The sequence below is a fragment of the Flavobacterium sp. genome (assembly GCF_965277525.1).
GTDB lineage: Bacteria > Bacteroidota > Bacteroidia > Flavobacteriales > Flavobacteriaceae > Flavobacterium.
In genome coordinates, this window is record NZ_CBDIDC010000014.1 from 56,831 (window position 1) to 79,549 (window position 22,719).

20 protein-coding genes are annotated in these 22,719 nt (G+C 33.4%); 9 read left to right on the top strand and 11 right to left on the bottom strand.

Translation table 11 applies throughout. From position 1 onward, the window contains the following. Positions 1–137 precede the first annotated feature (137 nt). Together ACQY44_RS24415 and ACQY44_RS24420 are read right to left on the bottom strand one after the other, a co-directional pair. Positions 138–434 (bottom strand): putative quinol monooxygenase, encoded by a 297-nt coding sequence (locus ACQY44_RS24415; protein ID WP_428232884.1) that lies wholly within the window; start codon positions 432–434, stop codon positions 138–140. Positions 435–598: 164 nt separating this feature from the next. Beyond that, complete coding sequence (locus tag ACQY44_RS24420; RefSeq protein WP_428232885.1) at positions 599–1,426, bottom strand: SAM hydrolase/SAM-dependent halogenase family protein; 828 nt, start codon at positions 1,424–1,426, stop codon at positions 599–601. Positions 1,427–1,742: 316 nt separating this feature from the next. Here ACQY44_RS24420 and ACQY44_RS24425 point away from each other — a divergent pair, with 316 nt between their 5' ends. The 7 genes from ACQY44_RS24425 (at position 1,743) to ACQY44_RS24455 (ending at position 9,605) form a co-directional block, all read left to right on the top strand. Then, a complete protein-coding gene (locus tag ACQY44_RS24425; protein ID WP_428232886.1) occupies positions 1,743–2,693 on the top strand; it encodes a PhoH family protein in 951 nt (316 codons plus the stop codon). Between the two features lie 202 nt (positions 2,694–2,895). Further along, the gene (locus ACQY44_RS24430) at positions 2,896–3,258 is read left to right on the top strand and encodes a DUF1801 domain-containing protein (protein ID WP_428232887.1); all 363 of its coding nucleotides are present in this window, start codon (positions 2,896–2,898) and stop codon (positions 3,256–3,258) included. A gap of 138 nt (positions 3,259–3,396) precedes the next feature. Then, positions 3,397–4,227, top strand: a complete 831-nt coding sequence (locus ACQY44_RS24435; RefSeq protein ID WP_428232888.1) for a Cof-type HAD-IIB family hydrolase — start codon at positions 3,397–3,399, stop codon at positions 4,225–4,227. 208 nt (positions 4,228–4,435) lie between these two features. Beyond that, positions 4,436–6,784 (top strand): prolyl oligopeptidase family serine peptidase, encoded by a 2,349-nt coding sequence (locus ACQY44_RS24440; protein ID WP_428232889.1) that lies wholly within the window; start codon positions 4,436–4,438, stop codon positions 6,782–6,784. A 116-nt stretch (positions 6,785–6,900) separates the two neighbouring features. Then, positions 6,901–7,857: a phosphoribosylaminoimidazolesuccinocarboxamide synthase gene (locus ACQY44_RS24445; RefSeq protein WP_428232890.1), complete on the top strand. Its 957-nt coding sequence runs from the start codon at positions 6,901–6,903 to the stop codon at positions 7,855–7,857. 29 nt (positions 7,858–7,886) lie between these two features. Next, a complete protein-coding gene (locus ACQY44_RS24450) occupies positions 7,887–9,026 on the top strand; it encodes a glycoside hydrolase family 26 protein (RefSeq protein WP_428232891.1) in 1,140 nt (379 codons plus the stop codon). 198 nt (positions 9,027–9,224) lie between these two features. Continuing rightward, on the top strand, positions 9,225–9,605 hold the full coding sequence (locus ACQY44_RS24455; protein ID WP_428232892.1) for an ankyrin repeat domain-containing protein: 381 nt from the start codon (positions 9,225–9,227) through the stop codon (positions 9,603–9,605). Between the two features lie 64 nt (positions 9,606–9,669). Here the strand turns inward: ACQY44_RS24455 and ACQY44_RS24460 are convergent, their stop codons facing one another. Further along, positions 9,670–10,209 carry an SRPBCC family protein gene (locus ACQY44_RS24460; protein WP_428232893.1) on the bottom strand — a complete coding sequence of 180 codons (540 nt, stop codon included), beginning with the start codon at positions 10,207–10,209 and terminating at the stop codon, positions 9,670–9,672. Positions 10,210–10,576: 367 nt separating this feature from the next. On the opposite strand from ACQY44_RS24460, the gene ACQY44_RS24465 reads away from it, so the two are divergent. Beyond that, the gene (locus ACQY44_RS24465; RefSeq protein ID WP_428232894.1) at positions 10,577–10,957 is read left to right on the top strand and encodes an ankyrin repeat domain-containing protein; all 381 of its coding nucleotides are present in this window, start codon (positions 10,577–10,579) and stop codon (positions 10,955–10,957) included. A gap of 198 nt (positions 10,958–11,155) precedes the next feature. On the opposite strand, the gene ACQY44_RS24470 is transcribed toward ACQY44_RS24465, so the two are convergent. The 8 genes from ACQY44_RS24470 to ACQY44_RS24505 all read right to left on the bottom strand — a co-directional run bounded on the left by ACQY44_RS24470 (position 11,156) and on the right by ACQY44_RS24505 (position 21,948). Further along, positions 11,156–11,758, bottom strand: a complete 603-nt coding sequence (locus ACQY44_RS24470; RefSeq protein WP_428232895.1) for a DUF2238 domain-containing protein — start codon at positions 11,756–11,758, stop codon at positions 11,156–11,158. 141 nt (positions 11,759–11,899) lie between these two features. Beyond that, positions 11,900–14,998 carry an efflux RND transporter permease subunit gene (locus ACQY44_RS24475; RefSeq protein ID WP_428232896.1) on the bottom strand — a complete coding sequence of 1,033 codons (3,099 nt, stop codon included), beginning with the start codon at positions 14,996–14,998 and terminating at the stop codon, positions 11,900–11,902. Between the two features lie 58 nt (positions 14,999–15,056). Continuing rightward, positions 15,057–16,322 (bottom strand): carbohydrate porin, encoded by a 1,266-nt coding sequence (locus ACQY44_RS24480; protein ID WP_428232897.1) that lies wholly within the window; start codon positions 16,320–16,322, stop codon positions 15,057–15,059. Between the two features lie 4 nt (positions 16,323–16,326). Next, positions 16,327–17,412: an efflux RND transporter periplasmic adaptor subunit gene (locus tag ACQY44_RS24485; RefSeq protein ID WP_428232898.1), complete on the bottom strand. Its 1,086-nt coding sequence runs from the start codon at positions 17,410–17,412 to the stop codon at positions 16,327–16,329. 11 nt (positions 17,413–17,423) lie between these two features. Next, the gene (locus ACQY44_RS24490) at positions 17,424–18,671 is read right to left on the bottom strand and encodes a TolC family protein (RefSeq protein ID WP_428232899.1); all 1,248 of its coding nucleotides are present in this window, start codon (positions 18,669–18,671) and stop codon (positions 17,424–17,426) included. Between the two features lie 84 nt (positions 18,672–18,755). Then, the gene (locus ACQY44_RS24495; protein WP_428232900.1) at positions 18,756–20,117 is read right to left on the bottom strand and encodes an ATP-binding protein; all 1,362 of its coding nucleotides are present in this window, start codon (positions 20,115–20,117) and stop codon (positions 18,756–18,758) included. After that, a complete protein-coding gene (locus tag ACQY44_RS24500) occupies positions 20,114–20,794 on the bottom strand; it encodes a response regulator transcription factor (RefSeq protein ID WP_428232901.1) in 681 nt (226 codons plus the stop codon). Before ACQY44_RS24500 ends, ACQY44_RS24495 begins: the two co-directional genes overlap by 4 nt. A 65-nt stretch (positions 20,795–20,859) precedes the next feature. Continuing rightward, positions 20,860–21,948, bottom strand: coding sequence for a M42 family metallopeptidase (locus ACQY44_RS24505; RefSeq protein ID WP_428232902.1), 1,089 nt, complete (start codon positions 21,946–21,948; stop codon positions 20,860–20,862). 81 nt (positions 21,949–22,029) lie between these two features. Between ACQY44_RS24505 and ACQY44_RS24510 the strand changes: the two genes are divergently transcribed. Beyond that, entirely contained in the window at positions 22,030–22,713 is a 684-nt protein-coding gene (locus ACQY44_RS24510) for a DUF4294 domain-containing protein (RefSeq protein WP_428232903.1), read from the top strand. Positions 22,714–22,719: the final 6 nt, after the last annotated feature.

Genomic DNA, 22,719 nt, shown 5'->3' on the forward strand with positions numbered 1-22,719 from the left:
ATTGTTTGTTTTAAATCGTTGATTTTTTTGTTTCAAGTTTCAGGTTAGCTGCACTGTGTGAACTTTGTATTTTTTTGCAGTTAATACACTTCAATTTTCAGATTCAGTATATAACTTGCAACCTGAGACTTTAAACTTTAAGCCAAAGTAACTAACTTCTCTACACTCCAGGCTTCCGGTTTTGCATTAAAAAGCTTTTTTGTAAAACTCCAAACGGTATTAAATAACTGAGATTGCCTATAATTCTCTAAATCTTCTTCGGTTTCCCAATAACTGTAAGTAAAAAAGATGCATTTATTATTTTTATCCTGATACAATTCTAAAAAACGATTTCCTTCTGTATTTCGTATTTTCTCTTTTACGGTTTCAAAATTTTCCAGAAAATCCGGAATCTTTTCTTCGTAAAAACTCATCTTTACTATTCGAACAAACATGTGTTTAATTTTAGATTTTAAACTGTAGACTTTAGTTTTTTTTGAATATCTAAGATCATACAGGTGCGCAAAAATACCAAAATTGATGGTTCTTTTCAGGAAAAAATAAAATAATCTAAAAAGCGGTTCGTATTTGTTAAAACCGGGCAAAATCAGCGAGGTATTTACAAAAACTTAATCGTAATCACATCTCTGTAATTCAGTCCTAACAAACTATTAGCAGAGCCTACTTTTGACGGATTGCTTCTAAAAATAGCAATTTCAAGAAAACCTGCTTCGTTAAAAATAGCAAGTTTTTCTCCTTCATAAGTTTTAATGGGATACTTCTCAGAACTTGCAATTGCAGAATAATTGGGCAGAATTGTTTTGATACTTTTGGGCTTCATGACAATTTCGTAAGAGCGACCCTTTGCCACTTCACCAAATTGTCTTTTAGAGATATTAGTAATGACATTTCCAAAATGATCAATATAGATCACGTATCCTTTCATCGAATTTCCGTCATTTGAAACAACAGGCTGTAGTTCTGTAATTTGTTTGATTTCCTGAATTTCTTTTCCTATAACATTCAGTAATCCACCTTTAGCAAGATGACAGGCTACTTTTATAAAAATATCCAAATCACTAAATTCGCTCGGAAAACGATCGTGTATATTGATAGCAACAATTTTTTGCGGAACAATTTTTTGCGTAAGCATACTCAGGATACCATTATCAGCACAGATAAAGTAGTGATCGTTCCATTGCATGGCAATATGCTGATTTTCTTTATTGCGTTCGATATCGACACCTATTAAATGTATCGTTCCTTTTGGAAAACTTAAATAAGAAGCTCCAATGATATAACTTGCCTCCGCATTATTAAAAGGATCTACGTCATGCGAAATGTCAACGATTGTAGCTTCTGTGTACTCAGAAAATATTTTACCCTTTAGCGAGCCAACAAAGTGGTCCTTTAAGCCGTAATCGGTAGTAAGGGTAATTATTGACATAATTTTGTTTATAACTATTGGTAGTATTTAAATCTAATTTTCATTAAATTTGAGAAATGCAAAGCTAATAATAGTAAATGCAAATTGAAAGAAAGAAAAGACAAATTGCGATAAAATTATAGTAAAAGCATATAGTCGTCTCAGTTTACAGTTTCAGTTTTCAGTCTTTTAATAAAAAGTTGATTTTAACTAAAATTTTAAGTAATTTTTAAACAATATTAAAAACTGTAATAACAACTAAAAATTGTGATTAAAAAAGATACCCGACAACCCTAATTTATAACACTGATTTATTTTTAATTTAAAACTATCTCATTTGAACGAAAGAATTATCGAGCTCATAGACATCGCTCCAAAAGACTTTTGGGGCGCTCAAGACACTCATCTTGAAATAATTAAAAAGTATTACCCAAAGCTTAAAATAGTAGCAAGAGGTACCACTTTGAAAGCATTTGGCGAAAAAGAAGTTTTAGATGAATTCGAAAAAAGATTTCAGAGGCTTATGCTTCATTTTACCCGATACAACAACATTGACGATAATGTAATTGAACGCGTAATTATGAGTGATGGTCAGGATGAACGAAAATCATACGATCATGACAAAATACTAGTTCATGGAGTGGGCGGTAAAATCATAAAACCCATGACGCCTAACCAGCAACTTTTGGTAGATACCATTAAAAAAAACGATATGGTATTTGCTGTTGGCCCGGCCGGAACTGGAAAAACATATACCGGGGTTGCAATGGCCGTAAAAGCGCTTAAAGATAAAGAAGTAAAAAGGATCATACTGACGAGACCGGCGGTAGAAGCAGGAGAAAATCTTGGTTTTTTACCCGGTGATATGAAAGAAAAACTAGACCCTTATATGCAGCCGCTTTATGACGCTTTACGCGATATGTTGCCCAACGAGAAGCTCGAAGATTACATTTTAAAAGGAATTATACAAATTGCACCATTAGCATTTATGCGTGGTCGTACACTTGACAATGCCTTTGTAATTCTGGATGAAGCGCAAAACACAACCCACTCGCAAATGAAAATGTTTTTGACCCGTATGGGGAAAAATGCCAAATTCATGATTACGGGTGATCCGGGACAGGTCGATTTACCACGCAGAACTATTTCTGGTCTGAAAGAAGCTATTTTGGTTCTTAAAGATGTTGACGGTATCGGAATTATTTATCTTGATGATAAAGATATCGTACGTCACAGATTGGTTAAAAAGGTAATTGATGCTTATAAACAAATAGAAAATCACGATTAATTTTATGAAATGTCAAATGTAAATCGTGAAATGTGTTTTGATATTTAATGATATTCGTTTTACTCATGTCTTTTAAAGAAATGCGTAAAACGAATATTTTTTTGATTTATTTTGTCAGCTATAGTTTGTCAGACTAAGCGAAGTCGAAGCCCCGAAAAGTCAAGAAAAGTAAGCATGTTTGAATTTACAAATAAATTAGAAAATGAAACAACTCGATGATTTTTATTTAAAACAAGAAGAACCTGTAAAGGGACTATTTCTCGCATTAAAAGAAATTATTCTAAAACAGGACAAAGACATCACGAATGTTCTGAAATACGGAATGCCGTTTTTTTGTTACAAAGGAAAAATGTTCTGTTATTTATGGATACATAAAAAACTGAAACAACCGTACATCGCGATCGTAGAAGGAAAACACTTTGACGAACCTTTTTTAATTCAGGAAAATCGTTCAAGAATGAAAATAATGCTGATTGATTATGATAAAGATTTGCCATTAGTTAAGATTGAAAAAATCCTGAATAAAGCAATAAATTTATACAAAACAGGGATTATCAAGATTTAAATAAGAAAAACACAAGATTTAATTAAATAGTTAAATAAATAATAAACTTGCCTTACTTCAAGCTTTTAAGCGTTGCAATCTTTGTTCTTCTGAGGTGAAAGCCGTAAATTTGCATATCATAAATATTTGATCTTTAATATGACAAAACTTAAAAATATAAAAGTTGTAGTAAGTGACTTAGACGGAACTTTACTCAACCCACAACACAGAATTTCAGAATACACAAAATCTATTTTTCAGGAACTTCACAATCAAAATTATCTTATTGTCGTTGCCACAGGCCGTCATCATCTTGATGCTATGGCAATTATCGAAACACTGGAAGTGCCCGTTTATCTGGTAAGTTCAAACGGAGCGAGAATTCACTCGCCTGAAAAAGAAGAACTTTTCGCTTTTAACTTAAATAGTGATGTTGTAAAAGCAGCATTAAATGTAGAGATAGATCCTGAAATTACGGTAGTTTTATTCAAAGAAAATGTTTGGCAAACCAATAAATGGAGCGAAAAACTAAATGCTTTTCAAGCAGATTTAAAATACCATCCTGAATTGGTTGATTATAAAACCCTGGAAGATTTTGGTGCCATTAAAATTTTCTTTTCATGCGATAATCACGAAAAATTAGTACAGCTAAAAGATGCTATTCTGGCGAATTCTTCAGAACATTTACATCATGCTTTTAGTTTACCAACGTGCCTGGAATTTATGGACAAATCTATTGATAAAGCAGTTGCAATTGAGATAGTACTTGAGAAACTTGGCTTTACTCTGGATCAGGCCCTTGCTTTTGGTGATGGTTTTAATGATGTTCAAATGTTATCTGCAGCCGGAAAAGGTTTGATTATGGGAAATGCCCCAACTTCATTAAAAGAAACCTTACCAAATTTAGAAGTAATTAAAACCAATGCAGAAGATGGCGTAGCACATTATATTGCTTCGAAAATTTTAAATAAGGAATTCGCAGCGAGTTAATTAATTAAATACAACTACTATTTTAAATTTTAATTTTTTAGAGATTGAAATTTTAGACTTTTGATAAAAATGTGATCCTTGGAGATAATTCTTCAAGGATTTTTTTTATTAATTGAATATTACATAAAGAATTTCGCAAGCAAATGACAAAAACATTTTTTTAATAATTTTCAAAGTGTATTTTTGTTTTCTCAAAAAAACTAATACCATGACAAAAAACATTTTTATCCTTGCCTTTTTAATTTTTTCAATATCGGGCAAAAGCCAAACATTGAAATTAGAAGAAATAATGAAAGGCGAATCTTTTATTGGAAACCAACCAACAAACGGACGCTGGTCTTTAGACGGAAAAAAGGTTTATTTTGAATGGAATCCAACCGATGATTTAGGCGCAAATACCTATTCATGGCAAAAAGGTGCAACAAAACCTGTTTTGACCGAACCAAAAGAGGCTGCTTTTTCTAAATTGGATTTTAAAAGAAAAACAAATTCTGATGTTGTTTATTATACTGATAAAGGAGGTTTTTATTCTTATACCATCAGTACCAAAACGGTTAAGAAAATAATTCAGCAAAGCGCACCGGTTTCAAACATTGAATTAGGCGCAGCAAACGGAATCGTATTCTTTGAACAAAACGACAATATCTTTAAATACAATGCTAAAGAAGGATCAGTGCTACAGATCACTAACTTTAGTAAAGGTGTTAAAAAAGAAAAAACTCCCGAAAAAGAGTCATTTTTAAAAACACAACAAAAAGAATTATTCCAGTTTATTAGAGATAAAGAAGCAAAAAAACAATGGAATGTTGCTAAAAACAAAGCCGTTAAATCTGATTTTGCTAAAGAATATTTTTACGGAAAAGATAACTTATTTAATCTAAAAGCAAATCCAAATGGGAATTTTGCGACCTTTAGTTTAGTAGAAGAATCAGAGGTTAAAAAAGAAAAGATGGAAGTTTTTATAACAGACGATGGCTATAATCAAACCCCTGATACAAAACAAAAAGTATCTACAGCGAATTTGGTTAAAATGAAATTCGGAATTTGTTCTGTTGCAAAAGATACTGTTTATTTCGTGAATTTTTCGACGTTAAGCCACATTCAGGATACTCCAAAATATTATGAGTCTTATGATAATTTAAAAAACAAAGCCAAAGAAGACAGGTTAATTATGGTTCAGGCTCCGGTTTATAACGAAGACGGATCTTTTGGAATTGTAGAAATCAGAAGTCAGGACAATAAAGACAGATGGTTGGTGAGTTTAAATCCTGAAAACGGAACATTTCAGGAAATTGAACACCAGCATGATGATGCCTGGATCGCTGGTCCCGGAATTCCATCGTATTCTTTTGATTCTGGAACTCTTGGTTTTTTAGCTGATAATGAAACAATTTATTTCCAGTCTGAAGCTACAGGATATTCTCATTTATATACTTATAACTTAAAATCAGGTAAGAAAACGCAACTAACAACCGGAAACTGGGAAGTACGAGATGTAACATTGTCTAAAGATAAAAAAGTATTTTACTTAACAACAAATACAACACATCCCGGTAACAGAAACTTTTATAAATTAGCCTCGACAGGCGGTACTTTAGAACCAATTTTAACCAAAGACGGAGCTCATGAAGTAGTAGTTTCTCCGGATGAAAAGTCACTTTTAGTGCGTTATTCGTATAAAAATATTCCTTGGGATTTTTATATTGCTGAGAATAAAAAGAACACGACTTTGCAACAAATTTCTTCTTCAGTTTCTGAGGATTTCAAAAAGTACAAATGGAGAGAACCGGAAGTGATCACATTTAAAGCACAAGACGGAACTCCTGTAAATGCAAGATTATATACACCTAAAGCAGAAAACACAAATAAAGCAGCGGTTATATTTGTTCATGGAGCCGGGTATTTGCAAAACGCACACAATTACTGGAGTAATTATTACAGAGAATATATGTTTCATAACTTGTTGACTGATCTAGGCTATACGGTTTTAGACATTGATTATAGAGGAAGTGATGGTTATGGACGTGATTTTAGAACCGGAATTTACCGTTTTATGGGTGGAAAAGATTTATCCGATCACCTTGACGGAAAGAAATTATTGGTAGAAAAATACGGAATTGATGCCAATAGAGTAGGGATTTACGGAGGTTCTTACGGAGGATTCATTACCTTAATGGGAATGTTAACGACTCCTGGTGAATTTGCGTCAGGTGCAGCTTTGCGATCCGTTACAGATTGGGCACATTACAATCACGGATATACAGGAAATATTTTAAATTTCCCTGAAACAGATCCTGAAGCATACAAAAAAAGTTCCCCGATTTATTATGCAGATAATTTAAAAGGAAATTTAGTAATGCTGCACGGTATGGTGGATGATAATGTCGAATACAAAGACATTGTACGTTTGTCACAACGTTTTATAGAGTTACAGAAGAAGAACTGGAGTCTTGCTTCTTTCCCGGTTGAATCTCACGGATTCAAAGAAACATATTCCTGGATTGACGAATACAGCAGAATTCTAAATTTGTTTAATTCGACACTTCTGAATAAATAAGGTTACAGTCACTGCACGACTAAAAACTGTGGATAAAAAAAGAATCTGAATAGATTCTTTTTTTATTTTAATTAGTTTTAAATTTGCATTCATAAAAAACAACACAACTAAGGATAATGAGCAATACAATTACAACTACAAATTTTAATTTCCCAGATCAGAAATCAGTTTACCGAGGAAAAGTAAGAGAAGTTTATAACATCAATGACGAACTTTTGGTAATGGTAGCAACCGACAGACTTTCGGCTTTTGATGTGGTTTTACCAAAAGGTATTCCGTACAAAGGACAAATCCTGAATCAGATCGCGACAAGATTTATGGAATTGACAGAAGATATTGTACCAAACTGGTTGATTGCAACTCCGGATCCTAATGTTGCCGTTGGTCATTTGTGTGAGCCTTTTAAGGTTGAAATGGTAATTCGCGGATACCTTTCAGGACATGCTGCCCGTGAATATGCTGCCGGCAGAAGACAAATTTGTGGTGTAACAATGACAGAAGGTTTAAAGGAAAACGATAAATTTCCGGAACCAATTATTACACCAACTACAAAAGCAGACAATGGTTCTCATGACGAAGATATTTCCCGTGAAGACATTTTAGCCAAAGGAATTGTTACCGAAGAAGATTATATCGTTTTAGAAAAATATACACGTGATTTGTTTCAAAGAGGAACTGAAATTGCTGCTGAACGTGGTTTGATTTTAGTAGACACTAAATACGAATTCGGAAAAACAAAAGAAGGTGTTATTGTTTTAATTGATGAAATTCACACACCGGATTCTTCTCGTTATTTTTATGCTGACGGATATCAGGACAGACAAGATAATGGAGAGGAGCAAAAACAATTGTCAAAAGAGTTTGTGCGTCGTTGGTTGATCGAAAATGGTTTTCAGGGTCAGGACGGACAACAAATTCCGGATATGACAGAGGAATATATTGAGTCTGTTTCTGAAAGATATATCGAATTATATGAGAATATCTTAGGAGAAAAATTCATAAAAGCTGATATTGCTAATATTGATCAACGTATTGATAAAAACGTATTAGAATATCTTACTACTAAAGAGTAATTTTCGGGTTTAAACTAACTCTTTAAACCATGAACATTATTAGAAATAAAAAAAATGCCTTGTTATTTATAGTAATAATAACAGGGCATTTTCTTTTTGGGCAAATCGATAAAAACGCCACAAAAGAAACCAAAGTCTTATATGAAAATCTAAAAATAATTTCAAAAAAACACATCCTTTTTGGGCATCAGCATGCGTTAGAGTATGGACACGGATGGTCTAATGAGCCCAATAGATCAGATGTAAAATCAGTTACGGGTTCTCATCCTGCGGTAATAGGAATTGATTTTAATGGATTTTCCGGACATTCTAAAGACGAAATTGAAAAGACTGCTGCAAGTCTAAAAAAGAATGTTATTGCCACTTACGAGCGAGGCGGAATTACAACAGTTTCATGGCATTTTATGAATCCTGTTTCCGGTGGCAGTTTTTATTGGAAAGATTCAACTTCTGTTGCTGCTATGTCTCTAATTAAAAAAGGAGGATTGTATCACGAAAAATACAAAGAAATTCTAAAAACGATTGCCGATTTTGCACATTCTGTAAAAGCAAAAGACAGTACATTGGCACCTATGATATTCAGGCCTTATCATGAGTTTGACGGAGATTGGTTCTGGTGGGGAAAGTCACATACTTCGCGTGAAGATTTTATAGCCGTTTGGCAATTTACGGTTTCTTATTTAAGGGATACTCTTGGCGTGCACAATTTTATTTATGCTTTTTCTCCTGATGTTAGATTCAATTCAGAAAGTGATTACTTAGAACGTTATCCGGGCGATGATTATGTAGACATGTTAGGCATGGATGATTATGGGGATTTTGGTCGTGACGGAAAATACGACATTGCCGGGGCGGTTAAGAAACTCAAAATAATATCTGATCTTGCCATTAAAAAAAATAAACTTGCAGCTTTGACTGAAACGGGCTTAGAATCAATTCCGAATGCAACCTGGTGGACAGATACTTTATTGAAGGTTTTAAAATCTGAAAATCTTGAATTATCTTATGTTTTAGTTTGGAGAAACGACAGCACAAGTCCAACTCATTTTTATGCTCCTTTTCCGGGGCAGATAAGCGTACCGGATTTTTTAAATTTTTATAATGATCCCTATACGCTGTTCGAAAATGATTTAAAGGGTGTTTATATTAAAAAAATCAGTTTAAAATAAAAGCTTTTTGCAGCAATAAATGAAGTGCAATGTAGGTTTAGCCCACATTGTACTTTTTTTATTTATAATTTTTGGTATTTATCTGTAACGTTTTTGAACATTTATGCGTCTACTATAGTAATCATGGATTTTTAAAAATTGCATTATGCAATAATTTAACTTCCATTTAAATCATCAATCATTAAATCATCAATCAACATGAAAAAATCAGTAATTATTTTAGGTATGGCCCTGGCTATATTTACAACTGCATTAGAAGCTTCTAATCTTAAGCCTTCAGTAAAAGATCAAATGAGTTCCCCATCGTATGTAGCATCTCCTTTGCATTACGCCGTATGTGACGGAGATATCGAAAGTGTAAAAAAAATCATTAAATATGGTGCCGATGTAAATAAGTTGTCCAGAGACATGTCACCTTTAATGCTGGCAGCACGCTTTAACAAATTTGAAATCGTTAGAATTTTGCTGGCAAATGGAGCTAATCCTGCAATTGAGAATGAAAAAGGTTTTAAAGCATTAAATTATGCAGAATACGCAAAAGCAAATGAGTCTATTGCTATTTTAAAAAATCTAAAATAAGTTGTAATAACAAAGCATCATTAATTGTAATGATGCTTTGTTATTTACCAGAGATATTGATTCATTATTGTTCTAATGTGGACTTCAAATTTTCAAGACCTTTTTGTAAATCGTTTCCAATCATATGATCCATTTTCATCATAGGCAACATAATATTCATAGGGTAGGGAATAACCCCGTTAATTCCCCATTTTACTTTAGTTTGATTTCCTGCAACAGTTTCTGTCGACATATATCCTACAGCAGTATCTTCCATTGGTTTCTTGAATCGTAACGCAAAATCAATACGTTTTCCTTCTGTTATTTTTGTAATCTCCTGTTCGCCCACACCAACTTCTTTCACATCACTTTCCCAGGCAGATTTTGAACCTACAGCTCCATCAGTTCCGGTATAAGTAGATTTCATTTTTGGATCAATGTTGGCCCAGACACTAAACTCATTTTGATTTTTTAAAGATTTTACATAATTGAATACGGTGTCTATCGGTTTGTTAATTGTAATCTCTCTTTCTACAGCATAAGTTTTTGGCATAAAATACGCCGCAGTCAGTACAATAGCTACAATCAGGATTAGAACTATCAGAATTTTTTTAATGATTCCCATAATTTTTGGTTTTTTTAGGTTATTAATTGTTTTTGGCTCATGATTTAAATTGTAAAACACTCATATAGAGTTGTTTTAATTGAGGCAAAGTTAAAAAACTAAAGTTTTTAATGCGTAGAAATCAGACTTTTTTACTGCTTTTTGTTTATTTTTTTGTTTTACTGTAACATTTTAGGTTTTGCAACGTCTTTTATAGAGAAGCTTTAATTAGATAATATAAAATTTAGTTTAGCCGGGTTTTATTAGTAAAATGTTAAGAATTAGTTAAAACATAGTACTTTGTTATACATAATACATCAAATAGAATTACATTTACAAAAGAATTAAAAATCATCATTAATCAATCAACAATTAACAATCAATCATTATGAAAAATTCAATCATTTATTTAGGAGTAGCTTTAGTAGCATTTGCAAATGTTTCAATGGCATCAAATCAAGCATCATTTGTACAACCACAAATGGAAGTAGCATACGATTTTACAAGTCCACTAACAGTAGCAGTTAGTAAAGGAGATTTGGACTTTGTAAAAAAATTAATAGAATACGGAGCAGACGTAAACGAGATATCTGAAGACTTATCACCGTTAATGATAGCGGCCCGTTATAATAAAGTAGACATTCTGAAAATTTTACTGTCTAACGGTGCCAATGCATCTGCTAAAAACGAAAAAGGCTTTACAGCTCTTAAATATGCACAATTATCAAATGCTACTGAGGCTATTGCCATTTTAAAAGATTTGAAATAAGAGTTTAAATCGAGTTTTTGAGTTAGTATATGAAACGACCTTCCTTGAGCAGAGGGTCGTTTTTCATTTATGTAGTTTTACTGGTTTACTACCTAACGTTACCGGATATCGGGAAACATAAAAGACAGAAAGAGGACCGGAATAGCACTGTTGATTTTCCCCATAAGTTTTCAATCCCTAAGATTGATCGTAACTCTTTTAAAAATATATTTTTTGAATGTATTTATCCTGAATTTTAGAAAACAGAATCAACCCTGCAATCGCTCCAATGGTTGCAAACAACATATCTGATTGGGTGTCCCAAACATAACCCTGGGTCCCTAAAAACGCATCACCACCATCACCTGTAGCTATAGAAACGAACCATTCGATAAATTCGTACGTAGCGCTAATTGCCAAACAGACAGAAACAATAATAAAATTGAAGAAGCTTTGATCGGCAATTACTTTTTTGCGAATAAACAATTCTCTAATAATCATTGCCGGCACTAAACCCTGAGCAAAATGACCTACTTTATCATAATTGTTACGGCTTTGATGAAATAGCTCTTTGATATAATCAAAAAGAGGAACTTCGGCGTACGTATAATGACCACCAATAAACAGAATAATACAATGAATCAATATCAAAGTATAAGTAAAGTTGGTAAAGCGGAATTTTTTAAAAGTGAAAGCTAAGATTAAAACTCCGATAATAGCAGGGATAATTTCCAGAAAGCAAGTAAAAATTTCTTTTGGATTTATAATTGATGCGATTAAAGAGATAAAAAAAATACTGAGTAAAAAATAAATGTATTTCATAAATTGGCTTACATATTAAAAATACATGCAAGATATAAACTTATGTTTCTTAAAATAAAAAAAGCACCATTAAAAATAATGATGCTTTCTTCGTTAAAATCCAATCAAATTAATTTAACCAATTAATAAATCTTAAAATTCTTATTCTATAGGAATATTTTTTTTACGATTGAATACCCAGAATATAATTGGGAAAACCAATAGCGTTAAAATAGTCGCTGTAATTAAACCTCCAATAATAACAATAGCCAATGGTTTTTGCGATTCAGAACCAATTCCGGTAGAAATTGCAGCCGGCATTAAACCAATAGACGCCATAAGCGCTGTCATTACAACTGCTCTCGTTCTGGCTTTTACCCCCATAAAAATAGATTCTTCTAGTGTAAATTTTGCTTTTAGATTATGATGAAATTCGGATATTAGAATCACTCCATTTTGGATACAAATTCCAAGCAGAGCGATAAAACCAACTCCTGCAGAAATACCAAAATTCATTCGGGTAAGATGTAAAGCAATAATTCCTCCAATAATAGCGAACGGAACATTTGCCAAAACCAGTAATGAATCTTTGATGTTTCCGAACAAAATAAACAGCAATACAAAAATCCCGATCAAACTGATAGGCACCACCTGGGCCAAACGGGCACTGGCACGAACCTGATTCTCAAATTCACCTGTCCATCCTACGGTATATCCTGTCGGAAGTTTCATTTTAGCCACTTTAGCCTGCGCCTCTGCAATGGTACTTCCTAAATCCCGATCACGAACAGAGAATTTTACTCCAATAAAACGTTTGGTATTATCTCTGTAGATGAAAGCGGGACCTGTAATGGTTTTTAAATCACAAATTTCTTTTAATGGAATTTTGATTCCGCTAATGGTCGGAACTTTAAGTTCGGCAATATCATTTTCATCTTTACGGTATTCTTTAGAAAAACGAACACGAACATCAAATTTCTTGTCATCTTCGTACTTCTCAGTTGCTGTTTTTCCTCCAAATGCTAATTCTAAAACTGCTTGTGCATCACTTAATGTTACCCCGTAAGCTGCCATTTTATCCCTGTCAAGTACAACACTAATTTCAGGCTGCCCCACATTTCGTAGAATTCCGGCATCTTTTATTCCCGGAATATTCTTTATCTGATTTAAAACCTCATTAGACAATTCGTCTAGTTTATCCAGATCATCCCCATAGATTTTAACCGCATTTGAAGCCTTAAAACCTGCCACAGATTCTGCTACGTTATCAATTACGGGTTGTGAATAATTATAGGTAATTCCCTGATGAACTTTTAGTTTTTCATCCATTTCGTTGATTAAGTCATCCATGCTAATTTTTCGTTTCCAATCTGATTTTGGTTTTAAATCAACTTGTAGCTGTATAAATCCAAAACCATTTGGATCTGTTCCGTCATTACTTCTTCCGGTTTGTGATAAAACTTTTTTTACTTCAGGAAAACTTTCTAAATCTTTTCGAATAGTTGCTGCAGTTTTGACGCTTTCAGGCAATGATGTACTCATTGGTAACTCGGCCGTAACCCATAATGCCCCTTCATTAAGTTGTGGTAAAAATTCTGTTCCTAAAAAGGTGGCTGAAAAAAATACCGCAACTAAAAGGGCTATTGAACCAATAAGTGTTTGCACTTTGTGCTTAAACGTCCAGGCAAAACCACGACTTACAATACGGTCCCAGAAATTAACAAATGGATTGTGTTTTTCTTTTACGTTCTTATTTAAAAGTATGTGTGATAAAACAGGAACGAGCGTCAAGGTAAAAAGTAAAGCGCCCATTAAAGCAAAACCTAAAGTATAGGCCAGGGGAGAGAACATTTTTCCTTCTACTTTCTGGAAGGAGAATATAGGTAATAAAGCTGTAATGATGATTAATTTAGAAAAGAATATGGCTTTACCCATTTCAGCCCCCGTTTTTTTTATCAAACTACCTTTGGCAATTTTATTAAAAGCCGTCATTCCTAATTGATGTGCCCTGCGGTCTAAAACAACAAATAATCCTTCGACCATAACGACGGCACCATCAATGATGATTCCGAAATCGACCGCACCCAAACTCAGTAAGTTAGCACTCATTCCCATCATTTTCAGACATAAGAAGGCAAATAATAAGGATAATGGTATGACAATCGAAACGGTAAAAGTAGTCCTCCAATCCGCCATAAAAAGAAACACGACGCAAGTCACCAGAATGATTCCTTCGAATAAATTGTGCATTACAGTTTCTGTCGTGAAGTTCATCAAATTATCACGATCATAAAAGGTCTCTAATTTGATGTCCTTTGGGAGAACATTATCATTCAGGTCTTTTATTTTGGCCTTGATTAAAGCTAACGTTTCCTGTGGGTTTTCACCTTTACGCATCACAATAATCCCTTCAACAACATCATCATTTTTAGCTAAACCAGTTTGTCCAACTCTTGGCATGGCACTTTCATAAACAGAGGCTAAATTTTTTACCAATATTGGGTTTCCATTAGCATCGTCTACAATGATATTCTCAATATCCTGTATCGATTTTAGAAGTCCAACACCACGAACTACAAAAGCCTGACCATTTTTTTCGATAATATCACCACCAACATTTAAGTTCCCTCCGTTTACTGCGTTATAAACCTGAAGCGGTGTAATGTTATATTTGGCCAATTTGATAGGATCTACACCAACTTCGTATGTTTTGGTTTGTCCTCCAAAAACATTTAAATCGGCAACACCGGGAACAGAACGAAGCTGTTTATCGATTACCCAGTTTTGATACGTTAGTAATTCTCTACTATCTCTGCTGTCGCTTTTTACAATATATCTGAAAATTTCACCGGTAGGACCATAAGGAGGCTGTACATCCGGTTCTACATCATCCGGCAGCGAAACATTCTTTAATAAGTTGTTGACCTGCAAACGCGCAAACTGATCATCGACACCATCATCAAATATAATTTTGATAACGGATAAACCAAACATCGTAATACTTCGAACGCTTGTCTTTTTTTGTACCGAGTTCATCGAGATTTCAATAGGCGACGTCACAAAACGTTCTACTTCCTCAGCACTTTTTCCGTTCCATTGCGTAATGATGATAATTTGGGTGTTGGTTACGTCCGGAAAAGCATCGATTGGCATGTTTTTGAAAGAAATAAATCCCGCAACAGCCAATAATCCAACCCAAAAAAAGGTAAATGCTTTGTTCTTAAGCGAAAAAGCAATAATGTTTCTTATGAATTTGTTCATTTTAAAAAGTATTTTTAATGATGATTTTTTATTTTTTAATTATATTTTCATTTTAAGCTTAGAACTCCGTATGGAAGCGTAATGCAAAAAACTGAATTGGCCCCCGATCTTTATTATAAGCCGGATTCATCGCAAATTGATAATCCGGTGAAAGTGTAATATGCGTATTAGGGACTAAAAAAGAATAAAAAACTTCTACAATTTGTTCTATTCCGTAATTTAGGGTACCATCACCAATCATAAAACCATTTCCGCCAAGTTTCTGGTATTCTTCGTGTGGTTTTGATAATCCGTTAGCCACTAGTGCAACTCCGGCAAAATCATTTTCACGGTTCCACATTTTACCTTTTAAATTAATACCCAATTGTGCTGACCGGTCTATTTCTGTAAATGCCCAGGTTTCATTTTTACCATCATTATAGCTCATTCGTGCAAAAAGCCCCCAATTATCTCCATGTGAATAATCCATATTCAACCCCAGACCATATTTAGTACGGCCTTTTTGTCTCGTGCTTTTAATATCCGGTGTTGTTGTAAAATTTGAATTGGCTTCATCATAATTTCCCATTCCGGCTACATTTCGAAATCCCAGTAGTTTAATGGTACTTGTATCACTATTTTTAAATACTATTTTCTTTTCAATTTCTATGTTTACAGCATTAGAATCGTTAAAACTAAATTCCACATTTGGTCCATTAGCATAGGTAGGCAAAGCAGAAAGCGAACCTCTTACCTGCCAGGTATCAAACTGATAATTAATATATAGCCCATCTGTATATCCTCGGGTATTTGCGGCATAATCCCACGCTCCGTGCGTCATCAATGCCCAGTTTAAAAACTGTGTTCTGGGATCGTGAGAATAGGTATTATTATCAAAATAATCAGATAATCCAAATTTTCCAAAAACCAATTGCAATGATTGATTATTTTTAAACTGAAACTTTTGCTCCAAAAGCATTCTGGCCACATAGACAACAGGCTTAGTGTCTCCAATTCTAAAAGTTTCTCCGTTAGGAAAGCCACCTAATCCTCTGGCTTGGGACAAACCTTGGCCTCCGGACATTTCAGGATTAAAAGTTATGGTGGCACCTTTCCAGAGTGGAACATCTAAATACAAAGTAGAAGTTAGTGATAACGCACTTTCTTCTTTAGGATTCATACTGTTGGCACCTGAATAGTCAGCATGAAAATCTGGATGGTATTGATATATAGACGTCATTTGAAATTTCAGACTATATTTTCGTATCGAATCTGTTTCTTGTGAAAATAAAAGTGCTGAAAAAAACAACGTCGCAAAACTCAATATATATACAGATTTTCCCATTTAATTACTCGTTTAAAGCGCGATAGATAAATAACTGATTATTTGTAATTACTTTTTCATTTTCTTTTAGTCCTTTAGAAATATAGGTAACATCCCCAACGACTCTGTAAACATCTACCTGTCTGGTTTCAATATTATTACGGTCCTTAAATATCATTACGAAGTTTTTGCTTTTGTCAAAAACAATTGCTTTACTAGGTACGGCTATCATAGACTCTCCTTCACTGTAAGATAGTTTTATATTAGCATTCATATCCGGTTTTAGCATATATCCGGGATTCTGCAATTTGATACGGGCCTGCATCGCTTTAGTTTCCGGATCGATTACATTGAAGATCTTGTCTACTTTTCCTTTAAAAACTTTATCAGGATAACTTAATGTAGTCACATCAGCATCAATACCTAATTTTACTTTATTAATATCAATTTCATTAATATTAGCCAATGCCCAAACTTCACTAATTTCTGCAATATCAAAAATATTTTCAGAACGATCGCTTCGTAAAAGCATATCCTGATTGATACTTTTTTGAATGATAAAGCCACTAATTGGAGCAGTTACTTCGTAAATAGAACCGGCTTTGATATTATAAATTTTGTAGGTTTCCTGAACTTTACCCAATTGAGATTGTGCTTTATTTACTTCAGATTTCGCCTGAAGTACATCGCTCTCAGAATTTAATTTTCCATCAAATAATTCCTGAGCAACTTTCAAATGGTTTTTAGCTACTAATAAATCATTTTTAGCATCGATTGACTGCTTTTCAAAATCAGCAATATCAGTACTTTTTATCGTAGCCAGGACTTGTCCTTTGCGTACATAATCTCCAAGTTCTACATTTACTTTGACTACATTTCCACCAACAAGAGGATACACATCAATCATTTTATTGTTATCAGCAGTAATTTTTCCGTAAAAACTCAAAATGTTTTTTACAGGTTGCGTTTCTGCTATTGCAGTTGTAGTCGTTTTTAGCATCGAATCGCTTAATACAAAAGACGCATTAGTGTCAGGATTGTCAACTTGCTTTTTGCAACTTGCGATTAATAAACTCACGAGCGCAATTCCTATAATTAGTTTATATTTCATTTTATTTAGTTTTAGAATAAGTCTTTGTTGATGGTACTATTTAATTCTTCGCCTGAAAGCACTACTTTTTTCTTCAGTTCATTTATCTGAATAGAAGCCTGATTGTAACTCTCCATAAAATCAGTAAACTCTAGTAAACTAATATTTCGTTTTTGAAAGTTGGTCAGGATCCCGTTATAAACCGCTTCAAAGTCTGAATTGACAGTAGGTTTGATTACAACATAGTTTTTACGGGACTCATCCCATTTGTTCCATGCCGAAGTAATTTCGGTTTGCAATTGAAGTTCAAAGTTTTGTTTTTCAACTTTGGACTGTTCCAAAATAGTTTTTGCATATTTGATATTTCCTTTGTTCTTATTCCAGAGCGGTAAAGGAATCCCAAGTGTAAGATTTGCCTCTCTGTTAAAAGCGCCACTTCGTTGGTCATAATTGGCACCAACAGTAATGTCAGGCACAGAAAGTGCTTTTTGCCATTTCACATTGATTTCATTAGCTTCAATATCTTTTTGTTTGGCTAAATAATCCGGACGATTGGCAATGGCATCATCCTGAAAAATCTTAAGATCAAACGGAATTGGTTTGGTGTATTTATTAAACTCATCACTCGTAACATTTGGAACCACATTTTCTGTAGAATTTAATAACAATTTTAAATTCGCTTGCTCTTCAATATTTTCATTGACAACTTCCATACGCTCATTTTTAAAATTTAAATAAAGCGATTGCAAACGCACAAGATCTCTTAAAGGAATGTTGCCTTTTTGCACCTGAACAGAATAAGAGCTGATCAAATCTTCGATATGAGCAAGTTGATTGTCTGTAGTTTCAAGACTTTTAGTATTGTAGTATACCGTAAAAAAACTAGTCCGCAATTGCAGCTTTAATGTTCTCAACAAATCATTGAATTGTAACTCCGCCAGTTTTTCGTTCGTTTGGGCTAATCTTACTTCGTTGCGTTTTTTTCCGCCCAAATAAATCAATTGTTCAACGCCAAATGCTTTTTGCCCCTGTTTTCCAATATCGAAATATTGGTTTCTTTCCGGATTATAAGCATTTAATTCTGCCGTAAGTGAGGGATTGTCCCAAATTCTGGCTTGAATTGTCAGTGCTTTTGAAGCATCGATATTATATTGCGATGCCAACAGAAAAAGATTTTTTTTAAGAAATTGGCTTTCACAGTCCTGAAGCGTAACTGTTTTTTGAGCCAACACTACAGGGCCAAATAGTACAAGTAGTAATAATGCACATAGTTTTCTCATTGTATCATTTTTATTTTATACAAATATGCTATTAGTAGACTTTAAGACACCTTAAAATCTACCTTAAAAATACCTTAAAATAAATTACGAATGAAAAAATAATTGAAATAAATTCGTGTTAATGTTTGGAACACTGTAAGTTATTGACGCATTATGGAGTGTTAAAATACGCTGAACGATACGTAATCCAAGGCCAAAGCCTGAAGTTCCCCTGGAATTTTTACCACGCATGAAGGGCTGAAAAAGATTTTTTTGTTCTTCTTCGTTTAAAGTCGATCCAGTGTTTGAAATTGACATAACTAAGTTGTTATCCTGAGTACTTATAATTACTTTAGCCTGTTTGTTGTCTGAATAAACACAAGCATTTTTTAAAATATTACTTATAGCAATTTCTAATAAGTTTTTGTTACCGTTTATTTCTAAAGCAGTATCTAAATTATCATTTTCTTCTATTTCAAATAAAATCACAAATTCTGGATAGCTTTTATTTAAATTTTCAATAGCAGAAAACAATACTTCATCCATACGATGAACGTCATTGTCCGCATGTTTCTTATTGTCTATTTTAGATAAAATTAATAACGAATTTATCAGTTCAGTTAATTGATTGACATCAGACAGTATGTTCGTTAAAAAGCTCTTTCGCTCATCACTTGTTTTGCTGTCGGCAATGACGTTTTCTATTTGAGATGTAATTCGGGATAATGGTGTTCTAAGCTCATGAGAAGCGTGTGCAGTAAATTCTTTTTGTCTTTGATACGAGATTTCAATTCGATCCATCATAAAATTGAATTCATTAGCAATCAAATCAATTTCGTTTTTATTACTTTTTGACTCTACACGAGTATCCAGATTGTTCTCGTTTATGTTTTTTATTTTTTGATGAAAAGTATTTAACGGGCTCATCAGTTTTTTTACTGTAATAGAAGTGATTACCCAACAAATACAGGTAAAAAAGATATAAGATACTACTAATGTATATCTTAAAAAAAGCAATCTTCGTTGTCCAAAATTATCAGTTGCCGATATTAAAGCATAAAAATCGCGGTCTTTAGTATCATAAAAAACACCGTAAACTTCGTAATTTCCCTGTTTCTTAAAAAAGGTTTTATGTTTTTTTAAATATTTTAAGTCATCGACAGACCACTTAATTTTGGCATCATCAATACTGCTGTAAATAAGTTTGTAATTAGAATCAAAAACCAATGTTTTTTCATCATACAATTTATTAATGGAGTTTTGGTCAATCATTTTCAAAAGCTGATTGTCAACTTCTTTCACATTTACCAAAAGTTTAATGTTTGAGAGCGCTTTTATTTCAAGACGATCTCTAAATTCATCTTTTCTAAAATTAGAATACAAAACAAATATCAAGGTAGAAGCCAACCCAAAAAGGATCGTAAATAATAAGCTGACTAAAAGTGATATTCGGTTTTTTAACGTCATTCGTGATCGCTCAAATAGTATCCATAACCAATTTTGGTTCGTATAAGTTTTGTCTCGTGGTCTTTATCAATTTTTTTTCTTAAAAAGTTGATGTAAACTTCAATTGTATTCTGATTGGTTTCGATGTGATAATCCCAAAGTTTTTCAGCTATAAACTGCTTGGACAAGATTTTTCCCTTGGCATGAGCCAAAATCAAAATTAGTTTGAATTCTTTTGGAGTCAACTTTATCTCTTTGCCTAAACGAAATACTTTCATTTCTGTTTCCAGAATTTCTAGGTCGTTTATTACAATTTTATTTTCAATTTGTTGTGGAATTTCTTTTCTTCTCAAAAGAGAAGTAATTCGGGCATACAATTCTTCAAAATGAAAAGGTTTTACCAAATAATCATCCGCACCATTATCAAAAGAAGCCAGTTTATCCTCGATTTCACTAAAAGCCGTAAGCATGATGATGGGGGTTTTTTTGTCGATTTCGCGAATACCTTTGCAAACTTCGATTCCGTTAGCTCCGGGAACATTAATGTCGAGAATTATTAAGTCATATTCATAAGGGAAATATTTTTTTAATAATAAAGAACCGTCATAGTAAGGGAAACACTCGAATTCTTTTAGGGTAAAAAATGCTGAGATTTCTTTGGATAAAGTAAAATCGTCTTCGAGTAATAGTATTTTCATTTAATTGTTTATTTACAAATTCGGTTATTGTTGCAAATAACCGAATTTGTATTTTAAATCTTCTCTTATTTAAAATAAGAAAAAGTTTCATTATTTTCAATTTTTAATAAAGATGCATAAATCAACTGAATTACATTTTCTACGTCTTCTCTATGAACCATTTCTACAGTAGTGTGCATATAACGCAGCGGCAAAGAAATCAATGCAGATGCCACACCACCATTACTGTAAGCAAATGCATCAGTATCAGTTCCCGTAGCTCTTGAAGTTGCATGACGCTGAAACGGAATTTTGTTTTCCTCTGCAGTATCAACAATCAGATCACGAAGTTTATTCTGAACTGCAGGAGCATAAGCAATAACAGGACCTTTCCCCATTTTAAGATCACCTTCTACTTTTTTATCAATCATAGGAGTAGTGGTATCATGACAAACATCAGTTACAATAGCAACATTGGGTTTAATAGTTTGCGCAATCATTTCTGCACCACGAAGACCAATTTCCTCCTGTACAGAGTTCACGATATACAAACCAAACGGAAGTGTTTTTTTGTTTTCGTGTAATAAACGTGCTACTTCGGCAATCATAAAACCGCCCATTCTGTTATCGATGGCACGACAAACAAACTTATTCTCGTTCAGGATCATAAATTCATCAGGATAGGTAATCACGCAACCTACATGAACGCCCATTTCTAAAACTTGTTCTTTCGTTTCACAACCCAAATCAATAAAAATATTACTGATTTTTGGAGACTCTTCCTTATCACGTAAGCGTGTATGAATTGCCGGCCAGCCAAAAACACCTTTTACAATACCTTTTTTGGTATGAATATGAACTCTTTTTGATGGCGCAATCTGATGATCTGAACCACCATTTCGTATTACATACAATAAACCATCATCTGTAATGTAGTTGACGTACCATGATATTTCATCGGCATGACCTTCAATAACTACTTTAAAAGGCGCATCAGGATTGATAACACCAACAGCCGTTCCGTAAGTATCTGTTATAAAAGTGTCTACATAAGGTTTTAAATAATTCATCCAAAGTTTTTGGCCTTCACTTTCGTAGCCGGTAGGAGAGGCGTTATTTAGGTAGCTTTCGAGGAAAGCAATAGAGGTATCTTTTAAGATCGATTCTGTGCTCATAAAAATATTTTTTTGCTAATTTATAAATTTGGTATTAGAGTTGTGTATAAATATATAATTTTACACTTAAATTATGATTCAATGAGATTTACTTACTGCATTTTATTCTTTATATTGATTCCGTTTATAAGTCAGGCCCAGGTTACTCCCAAAGAAAACCAACAAATGGGTTATATATTAACGGAACGCGATTCTATTTTGAACGATACGATCGAATTACCCGAGATTATTATTTCAAAAGAAAAATTAGATCCCGAATCGCAAAAGCAATTCCTGATTCTTCAAAATCGTGTTTACAAAGTATATCCTTATGCAAAATTAGCCGCAGATCGTTTGACAGCTTTAAATAGTGGTATGGCACGTTTGAAAACCAATCGCGAAAAGAAAAAATATTTTAAAATTGTAGAAGACTACCTGAATAATGAATTCGAAGAAAGGCTTAAAAAGCTTTCCCGCAAACAAGGGCAAATTCTGGTAAAACTAATCCACAGGCAAACCGGAATCACAACTTACGAATTAATTAAGACCTTAAAAAGCGGTTTTAAAGCTTTTGTTTCAAATACTACCGCTAACTTATTCGACATAAGCCTAAAAACAGAATATAAACCTTTTACCTCTAATGAAGATTACTTGATAGAAACCATTCTTCTCAGGGCATTTGAATCAGGTCGGCTTGCGAATCAAAAACCTGCAAATCCTGTAAATTATGAAGAGCTGATGAATCATTGGGAAGCGAAAGCAAAAGAACCCAAAGCAGAAAAATAGCTAATG

What these genes read in the sequence shown, in the direction of transcription:
- ACQY44_RS24475 (WP_428232896.1), bottom strand. Translation starts at nt 14,998, where the DNA reads ATGAACAAATTCATAAGAAACATTATTGCTTTTTCGCTTAAGAACAAA.
- ACQY44_RS24440 (WP_428232889.1), top strand. Translation starts at nt 4,436, where the DNA reads ATGACAAAAAACATTTTTATCCTTGCCTTTTTAATTTTTTCAATATCG.
- ACQY44_RS24500 (WP_428232901.1), bottom strand. Translation starts at nt 20,794, where the DNA reads ATGAAAATACTATTACTCGAAGACGATTTTACTTTATCCAAAGAAATC.
- ACQY44_RS24445 (WP_428232890.1), top strand. Translation starts at nt 6,901, where the DNA reads ATGAGCAATACAATTACAACTACAAATTTTAATTTCCCAGATCAGAAA.
- ACQY44_RS24430 (WP_428232887.1), top strand. Translation starts at nt 2,896, where the DNA reads ATGAAACAACTCGATGATTTTTATTTAAAACAAGAAGAACCTGTAAAG.
- ACQY44_RS24415 (WP_428232884.1), bottom strand. Translation starts at nt 434, where the DNA reads ATGTTTGTTCGAATAGTAAAGATGAGTTTTTACGAAGAAAAGATTCCG.
- ACQY44_RS24450 (WP_428232891.1), top strand. Translation starts at nt 7,887, where the DNA reads ATGAACATTATTAGAAATAAAAAAAATGCCTTGTTATTTATAGTAATA.
- ACQY44_RS24480 (WP_428232897.1), bottom strand. Translation starts at nt 16,322, where the DNA reads ATGGGAAAATCTGTATATATATTGAGTTTTGCGACGTTGTTTTTTTCA.
- ACQY44_RS24470 (WP_428232895.1), bottom strand. Translation starts at nt 11,758, where the DNA reads ATGAAATACATTTATTTTTTACTCAGTATTTTTTTTATCTCTTTAATC.
- ACQY44_RS24495 (WP_428232900.1), bottom strand. Translation starts at nt 20,117, where the DNA reads ATGACGTTAAAAAACCGAATATCACTTTTAGTCAGCTTATTATTTACG.
- ACQY44_RS24465 (WP_428232894.1), top strand. Translation starts at nt 10,577, where the DNA reads ATGAAAAATTCAATCATTTATTTAGGAGTAGCTTTAGTAGCATTTGCA.
- ACQY44_RS24420 (WP_428232885.1), bottom strand. Translation starts at nt 1,426, where the DNA reads ATGTCAATAATTACCCTTACTACCGATTACGGCTTAAAGGACCACTTT.
- ACQY44_RS24460 (WP_428232893.1), bottom strand. Translation starts at nt 10,209, where the DNA reads ATGGGAATCATTAAAAAAATTCTGATAGTTCTAATCCTGATTGTAGCT.
- ACQY44_RS24455 (WP_428232892.1), top strand. Translation starts at nt 9,225, where the DNA reads ATGAAAAAATCAGTAATTATTTTAGGTATGGCCCTGGCTATATTTACA.
- ACQY44_RS24510 (WP_428232903.1), top strand. Translation starts at nt 22,030, where the DNA reads ATGAGATTTACTTACTGCATTTTATTCTTTATATTGATTCCGTTTATA.
- ACQY44_RS24485 (WP_428232898.1), bottom strand. Translation starts at nt 17,412, where the DNA reads ATGAAATATAAACTAATTATAGGAATTGCGCTCGTGAGTTTATTAATC.
- ACQY44_RS24490 (WP_428232899.1), bottom strand. Translation starts at nt 18,671, where the DNA reads ATGAGAAAACTATGTGCATTATTACTACTTGTACTATTTGGCCCTGTA.
- ACQY44_RS24505 (WP_428232902.1), bottom strand. Translation starts at nt 21,948, where the DNA reads ATGAGCACAGAATCGATCTTAAAAGATACCTCTATTGCTTTCCTCGAA.
- ACQY44_RS24435 (WP_428232888.1), top strand. Translation starts at nt 3,397, where the DNA reads ATGACAAAACTTAAAAATATAAAAGTTGTAGTAAGTGACTTAGACGGA.